Raw genomic sequence first — 18,473 nt, 5'->3', positions numbered from 1 at the left:
TGTATAATTGATATGTAAATTAAAAAAGATAAAATTCTTTTGAAAGGACTAATTAAGTTATGAGTAGAAAAGTGTTTCTTGTAGGTGATGGTGCTGTTGGTTCAACTTTTGCAAATGACTTATTGCAAAATACAACTGTTGATGAATTAGCGATTTTTGATGTTGCTAAAGATCGTCCAGTTGGTGATTCAATGGATTTGGAAGATATTACTCCATTTACAGGTCAAACTAATATTCATCCAGCAGAATATAGTGATGCTAAAGATGCAGATGTGTGTGTAATTACTGCTGGTGTTCCTCGTAAACCTGGTGAAACTAGACTTGACTTAGTTAATAAGAATGTAAAGATTTTAAAGACTATTGTTGATCCGGTTGTTGAATCCGGTTTTAAGGGTGTATTTGTTGTTTCAGCTAACCCGGTTGATATTTTAACCACATTGACTCAAAAAATATCCGGTTTTCCAAAAGATCGTGTAATTGGTACTGGTACTTCACTTGATTCAATGCGTCTTCGCGTTGAATTGGCAAAGAAACTTAATGTTCCAGTAGCTAAGGTTAACTCAATGGTTCTTGGTGAACACGGTGATACTAGTTTTGAAAACTTTGACGAATCAACTGTTGACAATAAGCCACTTCGCGATTACTCAGAAATCAATGATAATGTTTTAAGTGAAATTGAGTCAGACGTCCGTAAAAAGGGTGGAAAGATCATCACTAACAAAGGAGCTACATTCTATGGTGTTGCTATGATGCTTACTCAAATTGTTAGTGCTATTTTAGATAATCGTTCAATTTGTTTGCCATTATCAGCCCCAATTAATGGTGAATATGGCATTAAGCATGATCTTTACTTAGGTACTCCAACTATAATTAACGGTAATGGTATTGAAAAAGTTATTGAAACTAAACTTTCAGATGTAGAAAAAGCTAAGATGATCAATTCTGCAGATAAGATGCAAGAAGTTTTATCAGGTGTTGAAATGTAATAAATATATTTTTCTAAAAGCGCTCGGAGCAATCCAAGTGTTTTTGTGTTCTGAATAATACTTGCTATAAAAAATAAAAGAATGTATTATGATTGATAAATTAACAAAAAATTAAAAAGGAGAACTTTATGGCAATTATTTCAGATCAAGAAATTGCGGATTTTTCCGCAGATTTTAATTCTAATAGTGAAAACTTAGTTGCATCTTGTGCAGCTCGGCGTAATGGATTATTAGAAGCTTCTTTCAATGATCGAGTTTCAGAAAAATTAAATCATGTTTTTTCAACTGAACTTGATATTGGTGGTGTAACTAATCAAAAACAATCTGGGCGTTGTTGGGAGTTTGCCACATTAAATGTTTTACGACATTATTTTGGTAAGAAAAATAATGTGAAAGATTTCACTTTTTCTCAAGCATATAATTTCTTTTGGGATAAAATTGAACGGGCAAATGCATTTTATGATGCAATGATTCGCTTAGCCGATAAACCGATTAATGATCGTGAAGTTCAATCATGGTTATCTTTTGCAGGTGAAGATGGCGGATTATGGAGTATGGCAATTAATTTGGTTAAAAAATATGGGGTAGTACCATCATATGCAATGCCAGAAAGTTTTAATTCTAATCATACAGCTGGATTGATTGATTCACTTGCTCGTAAAGAAAGAAAAGATGCAATTCTTTTACGTAAATTAGTGAATGAAAATAGGCAAAATGAGATTGCAGAAACTAAGAAAAAGGCTTTAAATGAAGTTTATCGAATGGTTTCTGTAGCATTAGGAGAACCACCTAAAAAGTTTGATTTAGAATATCGTGATGATGATAAAAAATATCATTTGGAAAAAGACTTAACTCCACGTGCTTTTGTTCAAAAGTATTTTAAAGACTTTAAATTTGACGATTATGTAGTGTTATCTAATTGTCCAAATCATGAGTTTAACAAATTGTATCATATGCCGCTTTATGACAATGTGGATGGTGGTGATCAGATTAAGTTTTTAAATGTACCAATTGAATATCTTTCTCAAGCCGCTGTAGCTCAGCTTAAATCAGGGGATGCCGTAATTTTTGGCAATGATGTTTCCAAACAAATGGAGCGAAAAACTGGATATTTAGATACAAATCTTTATGAAACAGATAAATTATTTGGTGTAGATACTAAAATGAGTAAAGCAGATCGCTTGGCAACGGGAGAAGGATTTGCTACACATGATATGACTTTAGTTGGTGTTGATGAAGATAATGGTCATATTCGCAAGTGGAAAGTAGAAAATTCTTGGGGTGATAAATTTGGTCATAATGGATTCTATGAAATGAGTCAACAATGGTTTGAAGATTATGTCTATGACGTAGTAGTCAGAAAAGAATTTTTAACTGACGAACAATTAAAATTGGCAGAAGGTCCTGCAATTGATCTTAAACCATGGGATAACATTGGCTAAAAGTATCATAAATAGTAATAGTATATGAAAATAACTAAAAAAGCTCGCAAATTATTGTGAGCTTTTTTAGTTAATAAATAATAACAAGTATAGATTTGAACATATTTCGTAAGATATTTTACTTTTAAAATGATGAAAAAACATTATTTATTTTGAAATTATTTAAAAACAAAATAAAAAGTATATAATGAGTATGTGAAAAAATTCATTTTATATTGATTGCTTTGATAAAACTAAGCAGGGGAAGGAAAATGAAAACACTAGAAAAAGTAAATTATAAAGGCTTCATTTGGCCTTTGGCAGTCGGAATAGTTCTATGGTTAATCACTCCTTGGCGCCCTGGCGGATTATCGGTTCAGGCATGGGAAATGTTTGCTATTTTCGTTGCTACGATTGTTGGATGTATCACAAAGCCTTTACCGATTGGTGGTACCACTTTACTAGGAATGGTAGTTACGGTATTAGTTGGTCTTGCTCCCGTAAAGGATGTAGTTAATTCTAAGGGCGTTGTAATACAAACTGGAATTTTAAGTTCATTTGGTAATTCAGCAGCATGGTTAATTGCCATGGCATTTATCATGGCCCATGGTATTAGTAAAACAGGTTTAGGTAATCGCGTAGCTTATGTAATGATTGAAAAGTTTGGTAAGCGTTCAATTGGAATAGGCTATGCTATTACTGGACTTGAATTAATGATGGGGGCTTTGATTCCATCTAATAGCGCAAGAACTGGTGGTGTTACCTGGCCAGTAGTAGAATCAATTTCTAAAAGTTATGATTCTAAACCTAATGATCCTTCAAGAAAAAAGATTGGTGCATATTTAGACTTTATGGCTTTTCATGCCAATATTTTGTCAACTGCATTATTTATTACAGGTGCAGCACCTAACTTAGTTGCTCAACAAATGGCAGCACAAAAAGGTTACCAAATGAGTTGGGTTAGTTGGTTCTGGGCAGCTCTTGTGCCAGTTCTTGTAGCTACAGTTATTATTCCACTTGTGATATATAAAATGTATCCACCTGAAGTTAAAGAAACACCTAATGCTAAGAATTGGGCCGATGACAAATTAAAAGAAATGGGACCAATATCAAAGCCAGAAAAAATTATGGCTACAGTTTTTTGCTTAGCTATCTTGCTTTGGGTACTGTCTGGTTTCTTTAAGATTCCACAATTAGATTCTGCATTTGTTGCCTTTTTAGCTGTAACATTATTATTAATCACTGGTGTTTTAAGTATGGAAGATGCTTTGCACGAAACCGGAGCTTGGAACATTTTGATTTGGCTTTCAATTTTAATTTTTATGGCTGGTAAGCTTATTTCTTACGGTTTTATTGCTTGGTTTGCTAAATTTATTCAAAGTGAAGTACATGGAATTAATTGGGGATTAGTTCTTGTAGTATTAATTTTGCTTATGTTTTATACCCACTATTTCTTTGCATCAGGTACAGCACATATGACTGCACTTTATTTACCATTTTTAACTGTAGCTACTGCAATGGGTGCACCCCTTGGTCTTTCGGCAATGCTTTTGGCTTTTACGGGTGTAATTAATGCTTCAACTACTCATTATGCAAATGGACCAGCATCTATCTTGGCGACAACAGGCTATGTAAAACAAAGTGAATGGTGGAAGATGAACTTTATTTTAGGGCTTATTTACATGGTGATATTTGGTATAGTAGGAACTATTTGGATGAAAATTATTGGTATTTGGTAAAAATAAAGGCAATCTGATTTCATAGATTGCCTTTTTTGCGTGATAATTGAGGGGTAGGAATAGAAAGAAGAAAAAGATGAAATTTAAAACAAATGATAATGTAATTTTGCATTATACTGACACGGGTGAAGATGATAAACCGGTTATGTTGGGAATTCCTGGTATAGGTGGATCTATTGAGATGTGGCAAGATCTAATCCAACTTTTTAATGATAAATATCGCTTTGTAATGCTTGATCCAAGAAATCAAGGACAATCAGAGCGAACTTATCGCGGTCAAAGAATTAGTAGACATGCAGTTGATTTAAAAGAATTAATGGACAGATTAAATTTACAAAATGTTGTGGCTATTGGTAATTCAATGGGAGCCGCTAATATTTGGGCATATTTATCTTTATATGGTAAAGGTAGAATAAAGGCAATGATTGACCTGGATCAATCTCCCAAGATGATTGCAGATAAGGGCTGGAAATACGGTTTTAAAGACCTAAATTGGGACAATTATCCTGAGATGCTTAAATTAGATTTTGGTAAAGCTTTTTATCATCATATCGATGAAAAGATGTTTGAAGCTGCTAAAAAAGAATATAAAGAATTTCCGTATGATCCAGTAGAAAACTACAATTGTTTGGTAGAGCATGCAGAACAAGATTGGCGTGATATGATCATGGATACTCCAGTGCCTATGTTGGTAATTGCAGGTGAAAAATCACCATATTTTAATCCAGAATTTACTAAAGCAGTTAAGTATTTAAATGAAAATATACAAACTGCAATTATTCCTGAATGCGGTCATCTACCTCAGGCGGAGCGACCAGATGAAGTATATAAAATTATTAGTGATTTTTTGAAAAATTTAAAAAACTAGTTCTAAAATTGAAATAATTAAACTGCAGGAGTACACTGTTCTTGTGAAAAAGATTACTTTTTATTAATGCTTAGTAAGGTGGCACATTTATGGATAAAGTCGTTGATTTATTTTTAAGCGACACTTCAACTCGTAAAAAGTGGGAAGATCTACTGATTTCTCTTGGTTTACATGATTTTAGTGAACGGGAAATTGATGGAATTGACCATACTATTGGACTTGAAGATGAAGAAGGAAACTTAGTTGGTACTGGCAGCGTAGCTGGAAATGTATTGAAATACATTGGTGTGAAAAACGATGATGCAGAGCAAGGTACACGTTTTAATAAAGTGGTCTCTAGTTTGATGCAGTATTTGGTGAATGAAAAAATTTTTCATTCATATGTTTTTACTAAAGCTAAATATGCTGAAAGTTTTGAACATTTACATTTTAATTTATTGGCTAAAACTTCTGAAGCAGCTTTTCTGGAAAACGGTACTCCGGATATTAATGATTTTGTAAAAGCATTACCTCAAATAACTGATCAAGAGAACAAAAAGATTGCTGCAATTGTGATGAATGCCAATCCTTTCACATTAGGGCATAAACATTTAGTTAAAATGGCTAGTGAAGAAAATGATTTAGTTTATGTTTTTGTTGTAGCTAATGACGTTTCGTTATTCAATTTTGATGAACGAATGAAGCTTGTTAAAGAAGGCACAAAAGAATTTGATAATGTAAAAATTGTTTCTGGTGGTGATTATATGGTTTCACCAGCGACTTTCCCAGCTTACTTCTTAAAGTCATCGGATGATTTAATTGACGTCCAAACTGCAATAGATGCATCGGTCTTCAAAAATAAGATAGCTCCTGCTTTAAATATTACGCGTCGATATATTGGTAAAGAACCTATTTCAAGAACTACACATTTTTATAATGTAAGTTTAGCTCATGAACTAGGGCCAGATATCGAAGTAATCGTTGTTAAACGTTTGGAAAAAGATGGAGAAATTGTCACTGCTACAAAAGTTAGACAATTAATCAAAGATGGCAATTTGAAAGAAATAGATAAATTCGTACCAGAATCTACTTACTTATTTATTAAACAAAATATGGATAAATTACAATCCAGAATTAAGAAAGGTATGAGCATCAATGGAAATTAAAACTACTGCAGTTGCTGGAACACTTGAAAGCTCTGACATTCAAATCATGATTTCGAAAGGTTCCGATGGGATAAAAATTGATTTGGAATCAGAAGTAAAAAAAGCATATGGTGATCAAATTGAAAAAGTGATTACTGAAACTTTGAAAAAGTATGGCTTAGATAATGTTAATATAAAAGCTACTGATAAAGGTGCATTGGATTGTGTAATTAAAGCTCGTACATTAGCTGCAGCTCAACGTGCAACTGAAACACAGGATAAGCCGGATTTGGAGGTGCTCTAATGACTTATATTAAAAATCGTTTGCGTAGAACGATGATGTTTGTCCCAGGAAACAACCCTGCGATGATTAAAGATGCTGGTATTTATGGTGCTGATTCAATCATGTTGGATTTAGAAGATTCAGTGTCTTTAACTGAAAAAGATGCTGCTAGAATGCTGGTTTATGAAGCGATTAAAACTATTGACTTTGGCGATAGTGAAATCGTAGTTAGAGTTAATGGACAAGATACACCATTTTATGATGAAGATGTTCGTGCGATGGTTAAGGCTGGTGTTGATGTAATTCGTTTGCCAAAAACTGAATCAGCAGCGATGATTCAAAAATTGGTTAAGGACATTGAACACTGGGAAGATGAATACGGCATCGAAAAGGGCTCTATTGGTGTGATGGCTGCTATTGAAAGTGCTAAAGGCGTATTGAATGCTCCAGAAATTGCTACTGCAACACCATTAATGATGGGTCTTGCTGTTTCAGGTGAAGATTACACTGCGGATATGCATACGCATCGTTATCCAGATGGCCGTGAACTTGAATTTGCACGTAATATGGTGTTACAAGCAGCACGTGCAGCTAATGTTTATGCCTTTGATACGGTATTTTCTAATATGAAGGATACAGAAGGCTTTTATCGTGAAACTAATTATATTCATGAATTGGGGTATGACGGTAAAAGTTTGGTTAACCCGCGTCAAATTGAAATGGTTAATGAAGTCTTTAATCCAACTAAAGAAGAAATTGAACAAGCTAAAAATGTTGAAAATGCTATTCGGGAAGCTAAGGCTAAGGGTTCAGGTGTAATTTCACTTAATGGTAAGATGGTTGATAAACCAGTTGTAGAAAAGGCAACCCGCGTTCTTGAAACTGCTAAAGCTTCTAACTTGATTGATGAAGAAGGTAACTACATTGGAGAATAAAGTTAAACGTGAATTACCAGATAACTTAATGGAAAAGATGGATTTGAAGCCATTTGAGACTACTGAAATTGGTCACCCAGTAGTGCAACGTGTAGCACCAAAGGTAAGAGTCACAACTGGTCAAAATAAAATTGCTGATTCACTTGATAGTGTAATTAAAGATAATCTTAAAGATGGAATGACTATTTCATTCCATCATCACTTTAGAAATGGTGATTATATTTTTAATATGATCATGGATAAGATTATTAGTATGGGCTACCAAAATTTAACTTTGGCACCAAGTTCATTAACCGGTGTAATGAACGATAAGGTTATTGAAGCAATTAAAAAGGGTGTAATAACCAATATCACTTCTTCAGGGATGCGTGGGTCACTTGGTGATTTCGTTTCACATGGTGGGTTAAAGAATCCTGTAATCTTTCGTTCTCATGGAAATCGTGCTCGTTCAATTGAAGAAGGAGAAATTAAGATCGATGTAGCCTTTTTAGGTGTACCAGTATCTGATCCAGCTGGTAATGCTAATGGACAAGATGGGGATGCTGTCTTTGGTTCGTTAGGATATGCATTAATGGATGCACAATATGCAGATACAGTTATATTACTAACTGATAATATTGTTGACTACCCAAATACACCGGCTTCAATCAAGCAGGATCAGGTTGATTATGTGGTTAAAGTTGATAAAGTTGGTGATCCAGACAAAATTGGCTCAGGTGCAACTCGTTTTACTAAGGATCCTAAGGAACTTAAAATTGCACAAATGGTTAACCAAGTAATTGTAAACTCTCCTTATTACAAACCTGGTTTTAGCTTTCAAACTGGTTCCGGTGGTGCTGCATTAGCAGTAACTCGTTACTTACGCGAAAGTATGCTTGAGGATGGTATCACTGCTTCTTTTGCAGTTGGTGGTATTACTAAACCTACTACTGATTTACTCGAAGAAGGATTAGTTAAAAAGGTCATGGATGTTCAGGACTTTGATAAAGGTGCTGCACAATCAATGGCTAATAATAAGAATCAACAGGAAATTGATGCATCTTGGTATGCTGATCCGCACAATAAGGGAGCTGTTGTTAATAATCTGGATGTATCAATTTTGTCAGCGTTACAAATCGATACTAACTTTAATGTAAATGTTATGACAGGTTCGGATGGTGTTATTCGTGGTGCTGTAGGTGGACACCAAGATTCAGCAGCAGGGGCTAAAATGACTATTATTACAGCACCTCTTGTACGTGGTAGAAATGCTACAGTAGTACCTAGTGTAGAAACTATTGTTACACCTGGTTCATCTATTGACGTTTTGGTAACTGAACGTGGAATTGCTATTAATCCAGCTCGTAAGGACTTAATTGCTGCATTTAGTCAAGTTCCAGGTTTGAAGATATTAGATATTAAGGAATTACAAAAAATGGCTGAAAAACAAGTAGGCATTCCTAAACCACTTGAATATACAGACCGTACAGTTGCATTAGTTGAGTATCGCGATGGTACGGTAATTGATGCAATTAAAGAGGTTAAAGATTAGCTTGGAGATGAGAATGTGTTTTAAAGCACATTCTTTTATTTTGGCAAAAAATTTTGCAATTGATCAAATTCAATCTTTTTTATACAAAAACACTCCATTCATCTGAATGGAGTGCACGTATACAATATTTATTTCTGAGTAACTATATTATTGCATAAGGTGAAATTTATTTCATCTATTTTGTCTTAATAACTATTTTTTGATACAGTAGAAAAATAAACATCATAAAAGGGGAGTATGAAATGGAAAGTTGGTTATTTCTTGCATTGATTTTGGTTGTAGCATTATTAGGCAAGAACATGTCTTTGATTATTGCTACAGCAGTAGTTATGCTTTTTAAATTATTACCATTTACTGGAAAGTGGCTACCTACTATTCAGGCTAAAGGAATAAATTGGGGAGTAACTATTATTTCTGTGGCTATTTTAATTCCGATTGCTACTGGTCAAATAGGTTTTAAAGATTTAATTAGAACATTCAAAACACCAGCTGGGTGGATAGCTATTTTGGCTGGTATAGCAGTTGCTGTTTTATCAAGATATGGTGTTAATCAACTTGCTGCAGTTCCTCAAGTAACCGTTGCTTTAGTACTTGGAACGATTATTGGGGTTGTAGCATTTAAAGGCGTAGCTGCTGGGCCTGTAATTGCGAGTGGAATGACATATTTAGTAGTTACTTTGTTTAACCTGCATTTTTAGAATGATATAATTGGGGTGAAATGAGGTGATGACATGGCAATAATTGTACATGAAAATATAACTGAGCGACTAGATGATTATTTAGAGCGACGGTTGCGCAATTATGAAGTTATTACACCACCTATCCCCAGAAAGCCTAAAATTGTTACTATACCAAAAGATGACAAAAAGAGATCAAAAAGTTAATACTTTCTGGTCTCTTTTTTAGATAAATGGATTATAGAAACGACCGTGATCAATATGCCAAAGTAAGGCAACTATTAAAACAAGTACAATCGCTAATCCCATTACCCAATAATCATTTTTTAAAAGATTGAGAAACATACCAAGTACGTTTCTTTTTGGATCCGAAACGTCTAAGTTGCATTGCCGTACTAATTGTATCTATTCTATCAAGACTAGAAAAAATTAATGGCATTACAATATTTAGTGTTCCTTTAATACGCTGAGATAATTTGGCTTTTTTAGATAATTCAATACCGCGTGCTTGCTGAGCTGCTGATATTTCCCAATAGGAATTTTGAATATCCGGAATGTAGCGTAGAGCTAAGGCTACAGCATAAGAAATTTTATAGCTAATACCAATTTTGTTTAAACTAGCAGCAAATTGACTGGGATTAGTTGTAAGTAAAAATAGTAATACAATTGGAATGGAACAAACATATTTTAGCAATAAATTAAATAGGTAAAATACTTCTTGTAAAGTTAAAGTGAAATAACCTGCATGAATTAAAATACTGCGTGAATGATAGATATCTTGTCCATATGTTGGCTGAAAAAGATAAACAAATAATAGATTTAAAAGCATAAAAGCAGCAATAAATTTTACGATAAAAGAGATTTGACTCCACTTTATTTGTGCTTCTTTGAATAAAAAGACTGAAAATACACAGATAGCTAATAAAAATCTGGTGTCATAAGTTATCATACAAGCAGCAGAAACCAGTAGCATAAATACTAGTTTGGTTGTGGCATTTAATTGATAAATAAAACTAGTTCCTGGTTGATAACCTAAAATTTGGTTTTCATTATACATCTACTTATCCCTTTCCGAATCAATGTAGGCACGGACAAAATTGTCTGGATTGTTTAAATTATACTTCTTAGCTAAATAGTATAAACTAGTACGTTTTAGTGCTGCTTTTTTAACTAAATTCTTCACGGTTAATAATTTAATTGGGTTAGTATCAGCAATTAGTTCACCATTGGCAAAGGCTAATGAACGATTAGTATATTCCATCATTAAATACATATCATGAGTAATAATCATGATTGTTTTTCCTTGTTCATTTAACTTTTTTAGAAATGACATAATTTCTGTATAAGTCTTCCAATCTTGCCCTGCTGTCGGTTCATCTAAAATAATTAATTCAGGTTCAAGAACTAAAATAGAAGCAATGGTAACTCGCTTCTTTTGACCGAAACTAAGAGCAGAAATAGGCCAATTCCGGTAGGGATAAAGACCACAAATTTTTAATGCTTGATAGGCTTTATCTTTAATATCTTTTTTACTGTAGCCTCTTAATCGTAATCCTAATGCCACTTCATCAAAGATCATCTTCTGAGAAATCATTTGATTAGGATCTTGCATGACATAACCTATTTTTTCAGAACGTTCTTTTATGGAAAGATTACTAATATCTTCACCGTTTAAAAGAATACGACCTTCGTTTGAAATAAAACCACAAATAATTCTACAAAGTGTGGTTTTACCTGCACCGTTTTGTCCAACGATTGAAATAAAATCACCTTGATTGATTGTAGTATTAACATCATGTAAAGGATTTACCTGCATTTTATTATAACGATGACCTACATCTTTTAATTCTAATAAAGGTTTTGGTTCAATAGAATTAATTTTTAATGTATTTTTTTGTTCCCATTCTTTTAATTTCTCAGATATTATGCTGTTATCGGGTAATTTATCAACTGATGATATATCTGGAATTTGCTCAATATCTATATTGGCTTTCTCTAATGCTTTTAGATATAGAGGACTTCTTATTCCAATATTTTCTAATTTGTTTTCATGCAATAATTCATTAGGTGTTTTATTTGCTACAATTTGTCCATCATCAATTAAAATGATTCTATCAATTGGTTGACTCAGAACTTCTTCTAGACGGTGTTCGATAATAATTACTGTGGCGTTAAGTCTTTTTTGAATTTGATCGATTAAACTCATTGTCTTCATTCCTGAAGCTGGATCTAAATTGGCTAGTGGTTCGTCAAACAAAAGGACAGGAGATTCATCAACTAATACTCCTGCTAAAGCTACGATTTGTTTTTGACCGCCTGATAAGTTTTGAGGTGACTGCTTTAAGAGTTTACCAATTTCAAGTTCATCTGCCCAGCGATGGACAGTTTGACGAATTTTGTTTTGTGGTTGGCAATCGTTTTCTAACGCAAAAGCGATATCTTCGCCAACAGTTAAACCAATAAATTGGCTATCTGCATCTTGCAAAATGGTTGAAGTAGTAAATGATAAATCAAATAAGCTGGTTTCTGTGATATTTTTGCCATTAATAATACATTTACCAGTAATATCGCCAGAGTCAATATTAGGAATGAGTCCGTTTATACAGCGTCCAATAGTTGATTTACCACTGCCTGATGGCCCTGCAATTAATATTTTTTCACCCTTATTAATATCTAAGTTGATGTTTTTTAACGTGGGTTCTGCTTGGCTATCATACTTAAATGAGAAATCTTTAAATGTAATTATTGCTTCAGTCATAGCAAACCTTTCTAATCTTCCTTACGTAAACTACCTTTTTTAATTTTAGTACTGGCGTATGCTTTTAATAAAATTGTACCGATAATTAAGATTGAAATTCCATTAGAAATAGTAGCGCTAATACCTTGAACAAAAACTTTATTTGCTGGTTCACTATAAATAATGATGTCCCCAATTGGGGCAACTACAATCCAAGCTAATATATTGGCAATAATTTGTACTATATTAAATAAAATGATTTGCTTAAGACCAAAAATTCCATTTTTTAAGTCTAATCGTTTATAAGCTAAGCCAATAATCCAACCTAGAATACCTGTTGCAAGTACCCAGCTCCACCAAGTTTGTCCATACATAATAAAATCTGATAATGCGTGTCCAATAAATCCAACACTGAAACCTACAGTTGCTCCATAAATTGATGCAAAAAATGCTAAAAATGGAAAAACTAGTTCAATATTCGTATTTGGAATAGGGGTAGGAATTGAAGTAAAACGTGCTAAAATAACATAAATTGCTGAACCTATTCCTATGGCAACGACTTTTTTAACTGATAAACCTGTATTATTCATTGTTCTCTCCAAAATGTGATTATAATTAAAGGTATAATTTGTAAGCGATTGCCGTCAAGGTAATAGTGGTATTCTTTCATTAAAATCCAGGTTAGATTTGGTATAGTATAATATATATTGATATATAAGTGGTTTGATTAGAGGAAAACAATGGATAAAGAACAATTAAGAACAGATATTGGCAACTATGTTGCTTCTCAAACTAATATAGTTCGTGTTGATAAACGTACTTTACAAATAGCTACAATGATGATTGATTCTTATGGTGATACAGTTTATGTCTGGGTTGAGGAAGGAGAAGATCATTACCGAGTAAGTGATGATGGCAGAATTTTATTTAAGCTCGATCCAGGTCAAGAAGATAAAGAACTATATGATACTGCAGAAGATATTGCATTAGGCTCTGGTTACGAATTCGATGAAGAACATTGTGAGATTTATGTTGATATTGATAAGAAAAATGTGGCACAAGCTGCAATGAAGCTGGCACAATTGCAAGTTGCAATTTCATATTTAAACTAAAAACTATCCCTGCTAGCAGGGATAGTTTTATTCTTTTCTTTTGTTATCATGCTGCATAAAAATAAAGAATGCAGATACAATATTAACAATAACAGCTGGTAAAGCTAATGCAGCGGTAAAGCCATACAAAGCATTACCAATCACGCCTAAAATAGGGCCAACCATAGAAATTTGAAAATTGTGTGATTGTACCACGGCAATGGTATTTATAATGGCACCTGTCCAAGCAAACAAATAAAAGAACATTGCCATTCTGGTAGTGAAATCTGCACCAAAAATTGCAAACCACGAAATAATAAATAGGATACAGTTAAATAAATTAATGCCACCGATCCACAAGTCAAATTTGGATTTTTTCATAGCTTATCCTCCCATAAGTACTATACTTTAATGAAAAAGAAAAGCAATGTAAAAATTAATAACTATTTTGTAAAACACGGTTTGCTATATCATCATTGGTTACTAAATGAGTAATGACGCCACTGCGCAATGCACCCAATAAGGCATCTGATTTAAAGCGATTGCGAACAATACAAAATCGAATAGGGGTAGCCATAATATCTTCCATGGAGATACCACAAATATGTTGTTCAAAACCTTCAAAGAATTTACCGTTTATGTCATAAGGACGTCCCAATATCATTCCGGCTATATCATCTTTAGGAATATTCTGGAATAAACGAGGACCATAATTTTCATCCAAAAATTGATTAACATCGAATGATTGAATGGTTCCCAGACCTGTGAATAATAAATCTAGATTATGATAACAATTCTCGATTACCTTGAAGTAAGGCTCATGCTTTAGGGCTGGTATAATTTTAGGATTTACTACATAAAGTGGACCAGGCAGTGTCAGACTATGAGCATGTAATTTTTCAGCGGCTTCTTGAGTTAAAGGATTTTTACGACGATTAGAATTAATTGGATGCCCTAGCAGTTGAATAAGGTATAAATTGTCAAAATTTTTTTCATTGAAATCATTGATAACCCCACGCATTGTAGCACCCCAACTAATTCCGGCTACATGAGTCTTTTGCAAGTACATTTCAATTTCTTTTGCTGCAAATTTAACTACAATTTCATTATTTTCATCTTTATCTTCGTAGCTTTGCAAAATGAAAGCTTCTTTTAAACCAAATCTTTTTTGAAATTCACGTTCTAATACTTGATTACGTTTAATCCCCTGAGTAATTTGGATTTTAACAATTCCGCGTTGTTCAGCATCTTCCAGTGCCTTAGTGATAATATAGCGTGATAGATCGTACTTCTCGGAGATTTCAGCAATATTTAACTTGCTTAAATAAAAGTCATGTGCGATGCTTGCAAGTTCTTCATCAGATAATTGTGTCACTTTGTTATCGTCCTTTGTTTATATTTCTGTTAACTTTATATATCTATTATAAGTTTAAAATAATAAAAAGGGAGCTTCAAATTTAAAAAATGAAAGCATTTTAGCTTTGTTGGCTAATACGATACCTGTGGTAGAATAAAAGAGCTGTAATTTTATTAAAATTTAAGAATGAGGGAATTTGATTTTACCAATGGAAAATGAACAGGCACGTCGATTATCACAAAAACATCATATGAAGATCCTTTGGGAGGATTTTTTTAAAAGTGACGATGATACGATAGCTCAAGATGCTACTTTGGTTGAAAAGACATCTATTGTTGGACGAATAGGAATTATGTTGCTTAGTTGCGGTACTGGTGCATGGAGAGTCCGTGACTCAATGGATACAGTTGCTAGAACGCTTGGTATAACTTGTTCAACAGACATTGGTCTGGTTTCGATTGAATATACTTGCTTTGACGTTGATAATGAATCCTATTCACAAACTTTGTCTTTACCATCTACCGGTGTAAATATGACTAAATTAAATGAATTAGAAAAATTAATTCGTCAATTTGAAAAAGAACGTGGAAATTGGACAATAGGTCAAATCCATAAAAAATTGCGTGAGATTGAAAATCAGAAGTCTGCATATCCGTCTATAATAGCAGGATTAAGCGCAGGACTGGCATGTGCTGGATTTATCTTTTTATTGGGTGGAGGCCTACCCGAGGTTATCTGTGCATTTTTTGGAGCGGGTGTCGGTAACTATGTTCGCTCAATTATGGGAAAACGAAAAATTACATTAGTTGCCAAGATTGCAGTAGCAGTAGCAATAGCATGTGCTGTTTATTTTATTTGTTTTCATATTGGCATGATATTATTTCACTTGGATTATCATCATGCATATGGCTATATCGGTGCTATGCTGTTTGTTATTCCAGGTTTTCCATTTATTACATCTGGTCTAGATATGTCTAAATTAGATATGAGATCGGGACTTGAGCGTTTAACGTATGCAATTTTAGTCATTATTATTGCTACTATGGCTGGCTGGGCTGTAGCAACAATTTTGAATTTACATCCAGGTTCAATGCTAAGATTGAAAATTGATCCCGGTATGTTAACCTTTTTGAGGTTAATTGCAAGCTTTTGTGGAGTATTTGGATTTTCTATTATGTTTAATAGTCGTCCTCCAATGGCAGCAACTGCAGCTATTATGGGGGCGATGGCTAATACTTTGCGCTTAAGTTTAGTTGATTATGCACATATGGCACCTGCTCTTGCAGCATTTATTGGTGCTTTAACCGCGGGGCTGTTAGCAAGTGTTGTTCGCCAAAAAGTGGGATTTCCTAGAATTGCCATTACAGTTCCATCAATTGTAATTATGGTACCAGGGCTTTATATGTATAGAGCTGTCTTTAATTTCGGAGTCACTAATATTAATATTGGTGCTTTTTGGATTACTGAAGCATTGATGATTGTTATTGCTTTGCCATTGGGACTTTTAGCGGCACGTATATTGACTGATAAGAAATGGCGTCATGCTGATTAATTAATCAAAAAGAAGCAGTTTAAACTGCTTCTTTTTGATTGTTAATATTTTATTTTGCAATAGATATTGCGGTTACAATGACTGCTGCAGTCATTGCAACTACAAAGCCAATAATTCCGAATAGTATATTCATTTTTGTCATCCTCTTTAGTTTTTAAATACATCTATATATGTGTGGCATACGGATAGTTTACCATAAAAAAAGAGTGATGACACAATTATTTGAAAGCGTTTTTATTCTAGCAGATCGGCAAATTTGGCACTTGTTACTTTAGCTAGATCCTCAGGGTTTAAAAATACACTGCGCCCGAGTTTACCACTTGATACACCAATTTCTTCTTGTTCTTTCATAGAATTGTCCAGATAAATAGGAAAATGATGTGTATGGTAAATTCCAATAGGAGTATTGGCCCCATGTACATAGCCTGTTGTTTTAGCTAACTTCTTTAAAGGGAGCATTTCGCATTTTTTATTACCAGATACTTTGGCTAGTTTTTTCATGCTTAAGTGCTCTGTAATCGGTACAACGCCTACTAAAGGACCTGTTTTATTTCCTTCACAGACTAAGGTTTTATAGACGAATCGTTCTTTGTCCCTTAGAATAGAAGTGTCCATTTCTGCAACTCCACCTTTATCTTCGGAGACAGCAAATTCGGCTTGACGATACTTGATTTTATGTTGATCTAATATTTTTTCAACTAATGTTTTTTCAAGTTTATTTTTTTGTTTTTCTTCTTTGACATATTTATCACCTTTATACATGATAGCATTGCGCAAAGAAAATCCCAAAGGAGTTTATATTTATGAAATTATTGATTATTAAAATTGATACTAGTTATGAAGTAGAGGATGCATTAGGCGTTTTTGCAACTGATAATTTAAAAGCGTTAGGCATTGAGTCCAGAAAACGTAGTGATTTTGAACAAGCTGGTTGGTTACATGATTCAACTGTTGTAGAAATGGATGACATTAAAGACTTGCCTAAAGATACTTATTTTTATGCTTACTTTGATGAAGAAGCTGATAAAGATGAGCTTGTAGAGAAATTTCAAGCAAAACTTGAAGAGCTTAAGAGTTATGGTTTAAATACTGGTGAAGGTAAAATTACAACTTCTTATATTGAAGATCAAGATTGGAATACAGCTTGGCAAAAGTATTATCATGTAATAGACTTTTCGCGGCACTTAGCTATTGTTCCTGAATGGGAAGATTATCAACCAGCTTTTAGCGATCAACAACTCATTAAGCTTGATCCAGGTTTAGCATTCGGTACAGGAAATCATAAAACAACTCAATTGGCAATGATGGGAATTGAGCGTGCTATGGTAAAACCAATGAGTGTAGTTGATGTTGGTACTGGCTCTGGTATTTTAGCTATTGCCGCTTCTAAATTAGGTGCAACAAATGTTTTAGCAACTGATATTTCTGATGAATCTATGACTGCTGCTAAGCAAAATTCAGCATTGAATAACCTAACTAATATTAAGGTTCAAAAAACTAGCCTACTTGCAGGCGTAGAAGGTAAATTTGATATTATTGTTGCCAATATTTTAGCTGAAATTTTATTAGATTTAATTCCTCAAATGGATGCCCATTTGAATAAGGATGGACAAGTAATCTTTTCGGGTATCGATTATTTGCAATTACCTAAAATTAAAAAATCATCGGATGAAAACAACTTTAAGATAGATTTGACTATGAAACAAGGACGGTGGATAGGTCTAGCAATTACTAGAAAAGAAAAATAAACGTGGTAAAATATTATCAATTAAATTAGACTTTGATGAGAGGCATAATTCTTTGATGAAAAAGATAGGAGAAAAAATCAAAAATATTTCGATAATTAACAAGCTAAATACCTATGTATGGATGCCGCTTATCTGGTGGAGCATTTTAGTTGCAATATTACCGTATGCGTTTAGTATGTGTCACATACCAATTTTGTGGCGAGTGGGAATATTATTTTTTATAATTAATTGTTCAATTTCGTATCATTTAGGTAAATTAATTATTAAATTGCGATTATCTAAGTGGTGGGTTTTGTTTATGCCAGTAATCTTTTGCTTAGCAATATTACCTAAATTTGCTTTGTATAATTTAATATTTGGCTTAATTTATTTAATATTTGAAATATTCGGATTAATGAATAAAGATATTTACCGTTAGAAAGGA

At 33.5% G+C, this 18,473-nt stretch carries 19 protein-coding genes and 1 pseudogene; 14 read left to right on the top strand and 6 right to left on the bottom strand.

Going from position 1 to position 18,473, the window contains the following annotated elements; translation table 11 throughout:
* Positions 1 to 59 precede the first annotated feature (59 nt).
* The 10 genes from SO785_RS04130 (at position 60) to SO785_RS04085 (ending at position 9,771) form a co-directional block, all read left to right on the top strand.
* Entirely contained in the window at positions 60 to 986 is a 927-nt protein-coding gene (locus SO785_RS04130; RefSeq protein ID WP_003547001.1) for an L-lactate dehydrogenase, read from the top strand.
* A 128-nt stretch (positions 987 to 1,114) separates the two neighbouring features.
* Positions 1,115 to 2,428, top strand: coding sequence for a C1 family peptidase (locus SO785_RS04125; RefSeq protein ID WP_003547002.1), 1,314 nt, complete (start codon positions 1,115 to 1,117; stop codon positions 2,426 to 2,428).
* A gap of 251 nt (positions 2,429 to 2,679) precedes the next feature.
* Positions 2,680 to 4,146, top strand: a complete 1,467-nt coding sequence (locus SO785_RS04120; RefSeq protein WP_011254286.1) for a DASS family sodium-coupled anion symporter — start codon at positions 2,680 to 2,682, stop codon at positions 4,144 to 4,146.
* Between the two features lie 76 nt (positions 4,147 to 4,222).
* On the top strand, positions 4,223 to 5,014 hold the full coding sequence (locus SO785_RS04115; protein WP_003547007.1) for an alpha/beta fold hydrolase: 792 nt from the start codon (positions 4,223 to 4,225) through the stop codon (positions 5,012 to 5,014).
* A gap of 89 nt (positions 5,015 to 5,103) precedes the next feature.
* Positions 5,104 to 6,159: a [citrate (pro-3S)-lyase] ligase gene (citC, locus tag SO785_RS04110; protein WP_003547009.1), complete on the top strand. Its 1,056-nt coding sequence runs from the start codon at positions 5,104 to 5,106 to the stop codon at positions 6,157 to 6,159.
* Positions 6,149 to 6,442: a citrate lyase acyl carrier protein gene (gene citD / locus SO785_RS04105; RefSeq protein ID WP_003547011.1), complete on the top strand. Its 294-nt coding sequence runs from the start codon at positions 6,149 to 6,151 to the stop codon at positions 6,440 to 6,442. The genes citC and citD overlap by 11 nt, the downstream gene beginning before the upstream one ends.
* A complete protein-coding gene (gene citE, locus SO785_RS04100) occupies positions 6,442 to 7,356 on the top strand; it encodes a citrate (pro-3S)-lyase subunit beta (protein WP_003547014.1) in 915 nt (304 codons plus the stop codon). Before citD ends, citE begins: the two co-directional genes overlap by 1 nt.
* Positions 7,346 to 8,887: a citrate lyase subunit alpha gene (citF, locus tag SO785_RS04095; protein WP_011254287.1), complete on the top strand. Its 1,542-nt coding sequence runs from the start codon at positions 7,346 to 7,348 to the stop codon at positions 8,885 to 8,887. The genes citE and citF overlap by 11 nt, the downstream gene beginning before the upstream one ends.
* Before the next feature lie 242 nt (positions 8,888 to 9,129).
* Positions 9,130 to 9,585 (top strand): DUF441 domain-containing protein, encoded by a 456-nt coding sequence (locus SO785_RS04090; protein ID WP_003547019.1) that lies wholly within the window; start codon positions 9,130 to 9,132, stop codon positions 9,583 to 9,585.
* Between the two features lie 33 nt (positions 9,586 to 9,618).
* The gene (locus SO785_RS04085; RefSeq protein ID WP_003547021.1) at positions 9,619 to 9,771 is read left to right on the top strand and encodes a hypothetical protein; all 153 of its coding nucleotides are present in this window, start codon (positions 9,619 to 9,621) and stop codon (positions 9,769 to 9,771) included.
* 18 nt (positions 9,772 to 9,789) lie between these two features.
* Here the strand turns inward: SO785_RS04085 and SO785_RS04080 are convergent.
* From SO785_RS04080 to SO785_RS04070, 3 genes and pseudogenes are all read right to left on the bottom strand, one after another.
* Positions 9,790 to 10,621: pseudogene (locus SO785_RS04080) on the bottom strand (energy-coupling factor transporter transmembrane component T family protein).
* Positions 10,622 to 12,322 (bottom strand): ABC transporter ATP-binding protein, encoded by a 1,701-nt coding sequence (locus SO785_RS04075; RefSeq protein WP_003547024.1) that lies wholly within the window; start codon positions 12,320 to 12,322, stop codon positions 10,622 to 10,624. It abuts the pseudogene before it with no gap.
* A gap of 11 nt (positions 12,323 to 12,333) precedes the next feature.
* The gene (locus tag SO785_RS04070) at positions 12,334 to 12,891 is read right to left on the bottom strand and encodes an ECF-type riboflavin transporter substrate-binding protein (protein ID WP_003547026.1); all 558 of its coding nucleotides are present in this window, start codon (positions 12,889 to 12,891) and stop codon (positions 12,334 to 12,336) included.
* Positions 12,892 to 13,041: 150 nt separating this feature from the next.
* On the opposite strand from SO785_RS04070, the gene SO785_RS04065 reads away from it, so the two are divergent.
* Complete coding sequence (locus tag SO785_RS04065; RefSeq protein WP_003547028.1) at positions 13,042 to 13,413, top strand: DUF1828 domain-containing protein; 372 nt, start codon at positions 13,042 to 13,044, stop codon at positions 13,411 to 13,413.
* Between the two features lie 27 nt (positions 13,414 to 13,440).
* Here SO785_RS04065 and SO785_RS04060 read toward each other — a convergent pair whose 3' ends face one another.
* Both SO785_RS04060 and SO785_RS04055 read right to left on the bottom strand, forming a co-directional pair.
* Entirely contained in the window at positions 13,441 to 13,773 is a 333-nt protein-coding gene (locus SO785_RS04060; protein ID WP_003547029.1) for a transporter, read from the bottom strand.
* A gap of 55 nt (positions 13,774 to 13,828) precedes the next feature.
* Positions 13,829 to 14,767 carry a sugar-binding transcriptional regulator gene (locus SO785_RS04055; protein WP_003547030.1) on the bottom strand — a complete coding sequence of 313 codons (939 nt, stop codon included), beginning with the start codon at positions 14,765 to 14,767 and terminating at the stop codon, positions 13,829 to 13,831.
* A gap of 190 nt (positions 14,768 to 14,957) precedes the next feature.
* Here SO785_RS04055 and SO785_RS04050 point away from each other — a divergent pair, with 190 nt between their 5' ends.
* Complete coding sequence (locus tag SO785_RS04050; RefSeq protein ID WP_003547031.1) at positions 14,958 to 16,301, top strand: threonine/serine exporter family protein; 1,344 nt, start codon at positions 14,958 to 14,960, stop codon at positions 16,299 to 16,301.
* Positions 16,302 to 16,535: 234 nt separating this feature from the next.
* Here SO785_RS04050 and ybaK read toward each other — a convergent pair whose 3' ends face one another.
* The gene (gene ybaK / locus SO785_RS04045) at positions 16,536 to 17,063 is read right to left on the bottom strand and encodes a Cys-tRNA(Pro) deacylase (protein WP_003547032.1); all 528 of its coding nucleotides are present in this window, start codon (positions 17,061 to 17,063) and stop codon (positions 16,536 to 16,538) included.
* Positions 17,064 to 17,104: 41 nt separating this feature from the next.
* Here ybaK and prmA point away from each other — a divergent pair, with 41 nt between their 5' ends.
* Entirely contained in the window at positions 17,105 to 18,049 is a 945-nt protein-coding gene (gene prmA / locus SO785_RS04040; protein WP_021874073.1) for a 50S ribosomal protein L11 methyltransferase, read from the top strand.
* Positions 18,050 to 18,104: 55 nt separating this feature from the next.
* Positions 18,105 to 18,467 (top strand): hypothetical protein, encoded by a 363-nt coding sequence (locus SO785_RS04035; RefSeq protein WP_003547034.1) that lies wholly within the window; start codon positions 18,105 to 18,107, stop codon positions 18,465 to 18,467.
* The last annotated feature ends 6 nt before the right edge of the window (positions 18,468 to 18,473 follow it).

This window comes from Lactobacillus acidophilus, assembly GCF_034298135.1.
GTDB classification, from domain to species: Bacteria; Bacillota; Bacilli; order Lactobacillales; family Lactobacillaceae; genus Lactobacillus; species Lactobacillus acidophilus.
Note: the sequence above shows the minus strand (reverse complement) of the source record. Positions and strands in the feature narration are given on the sequence as shown.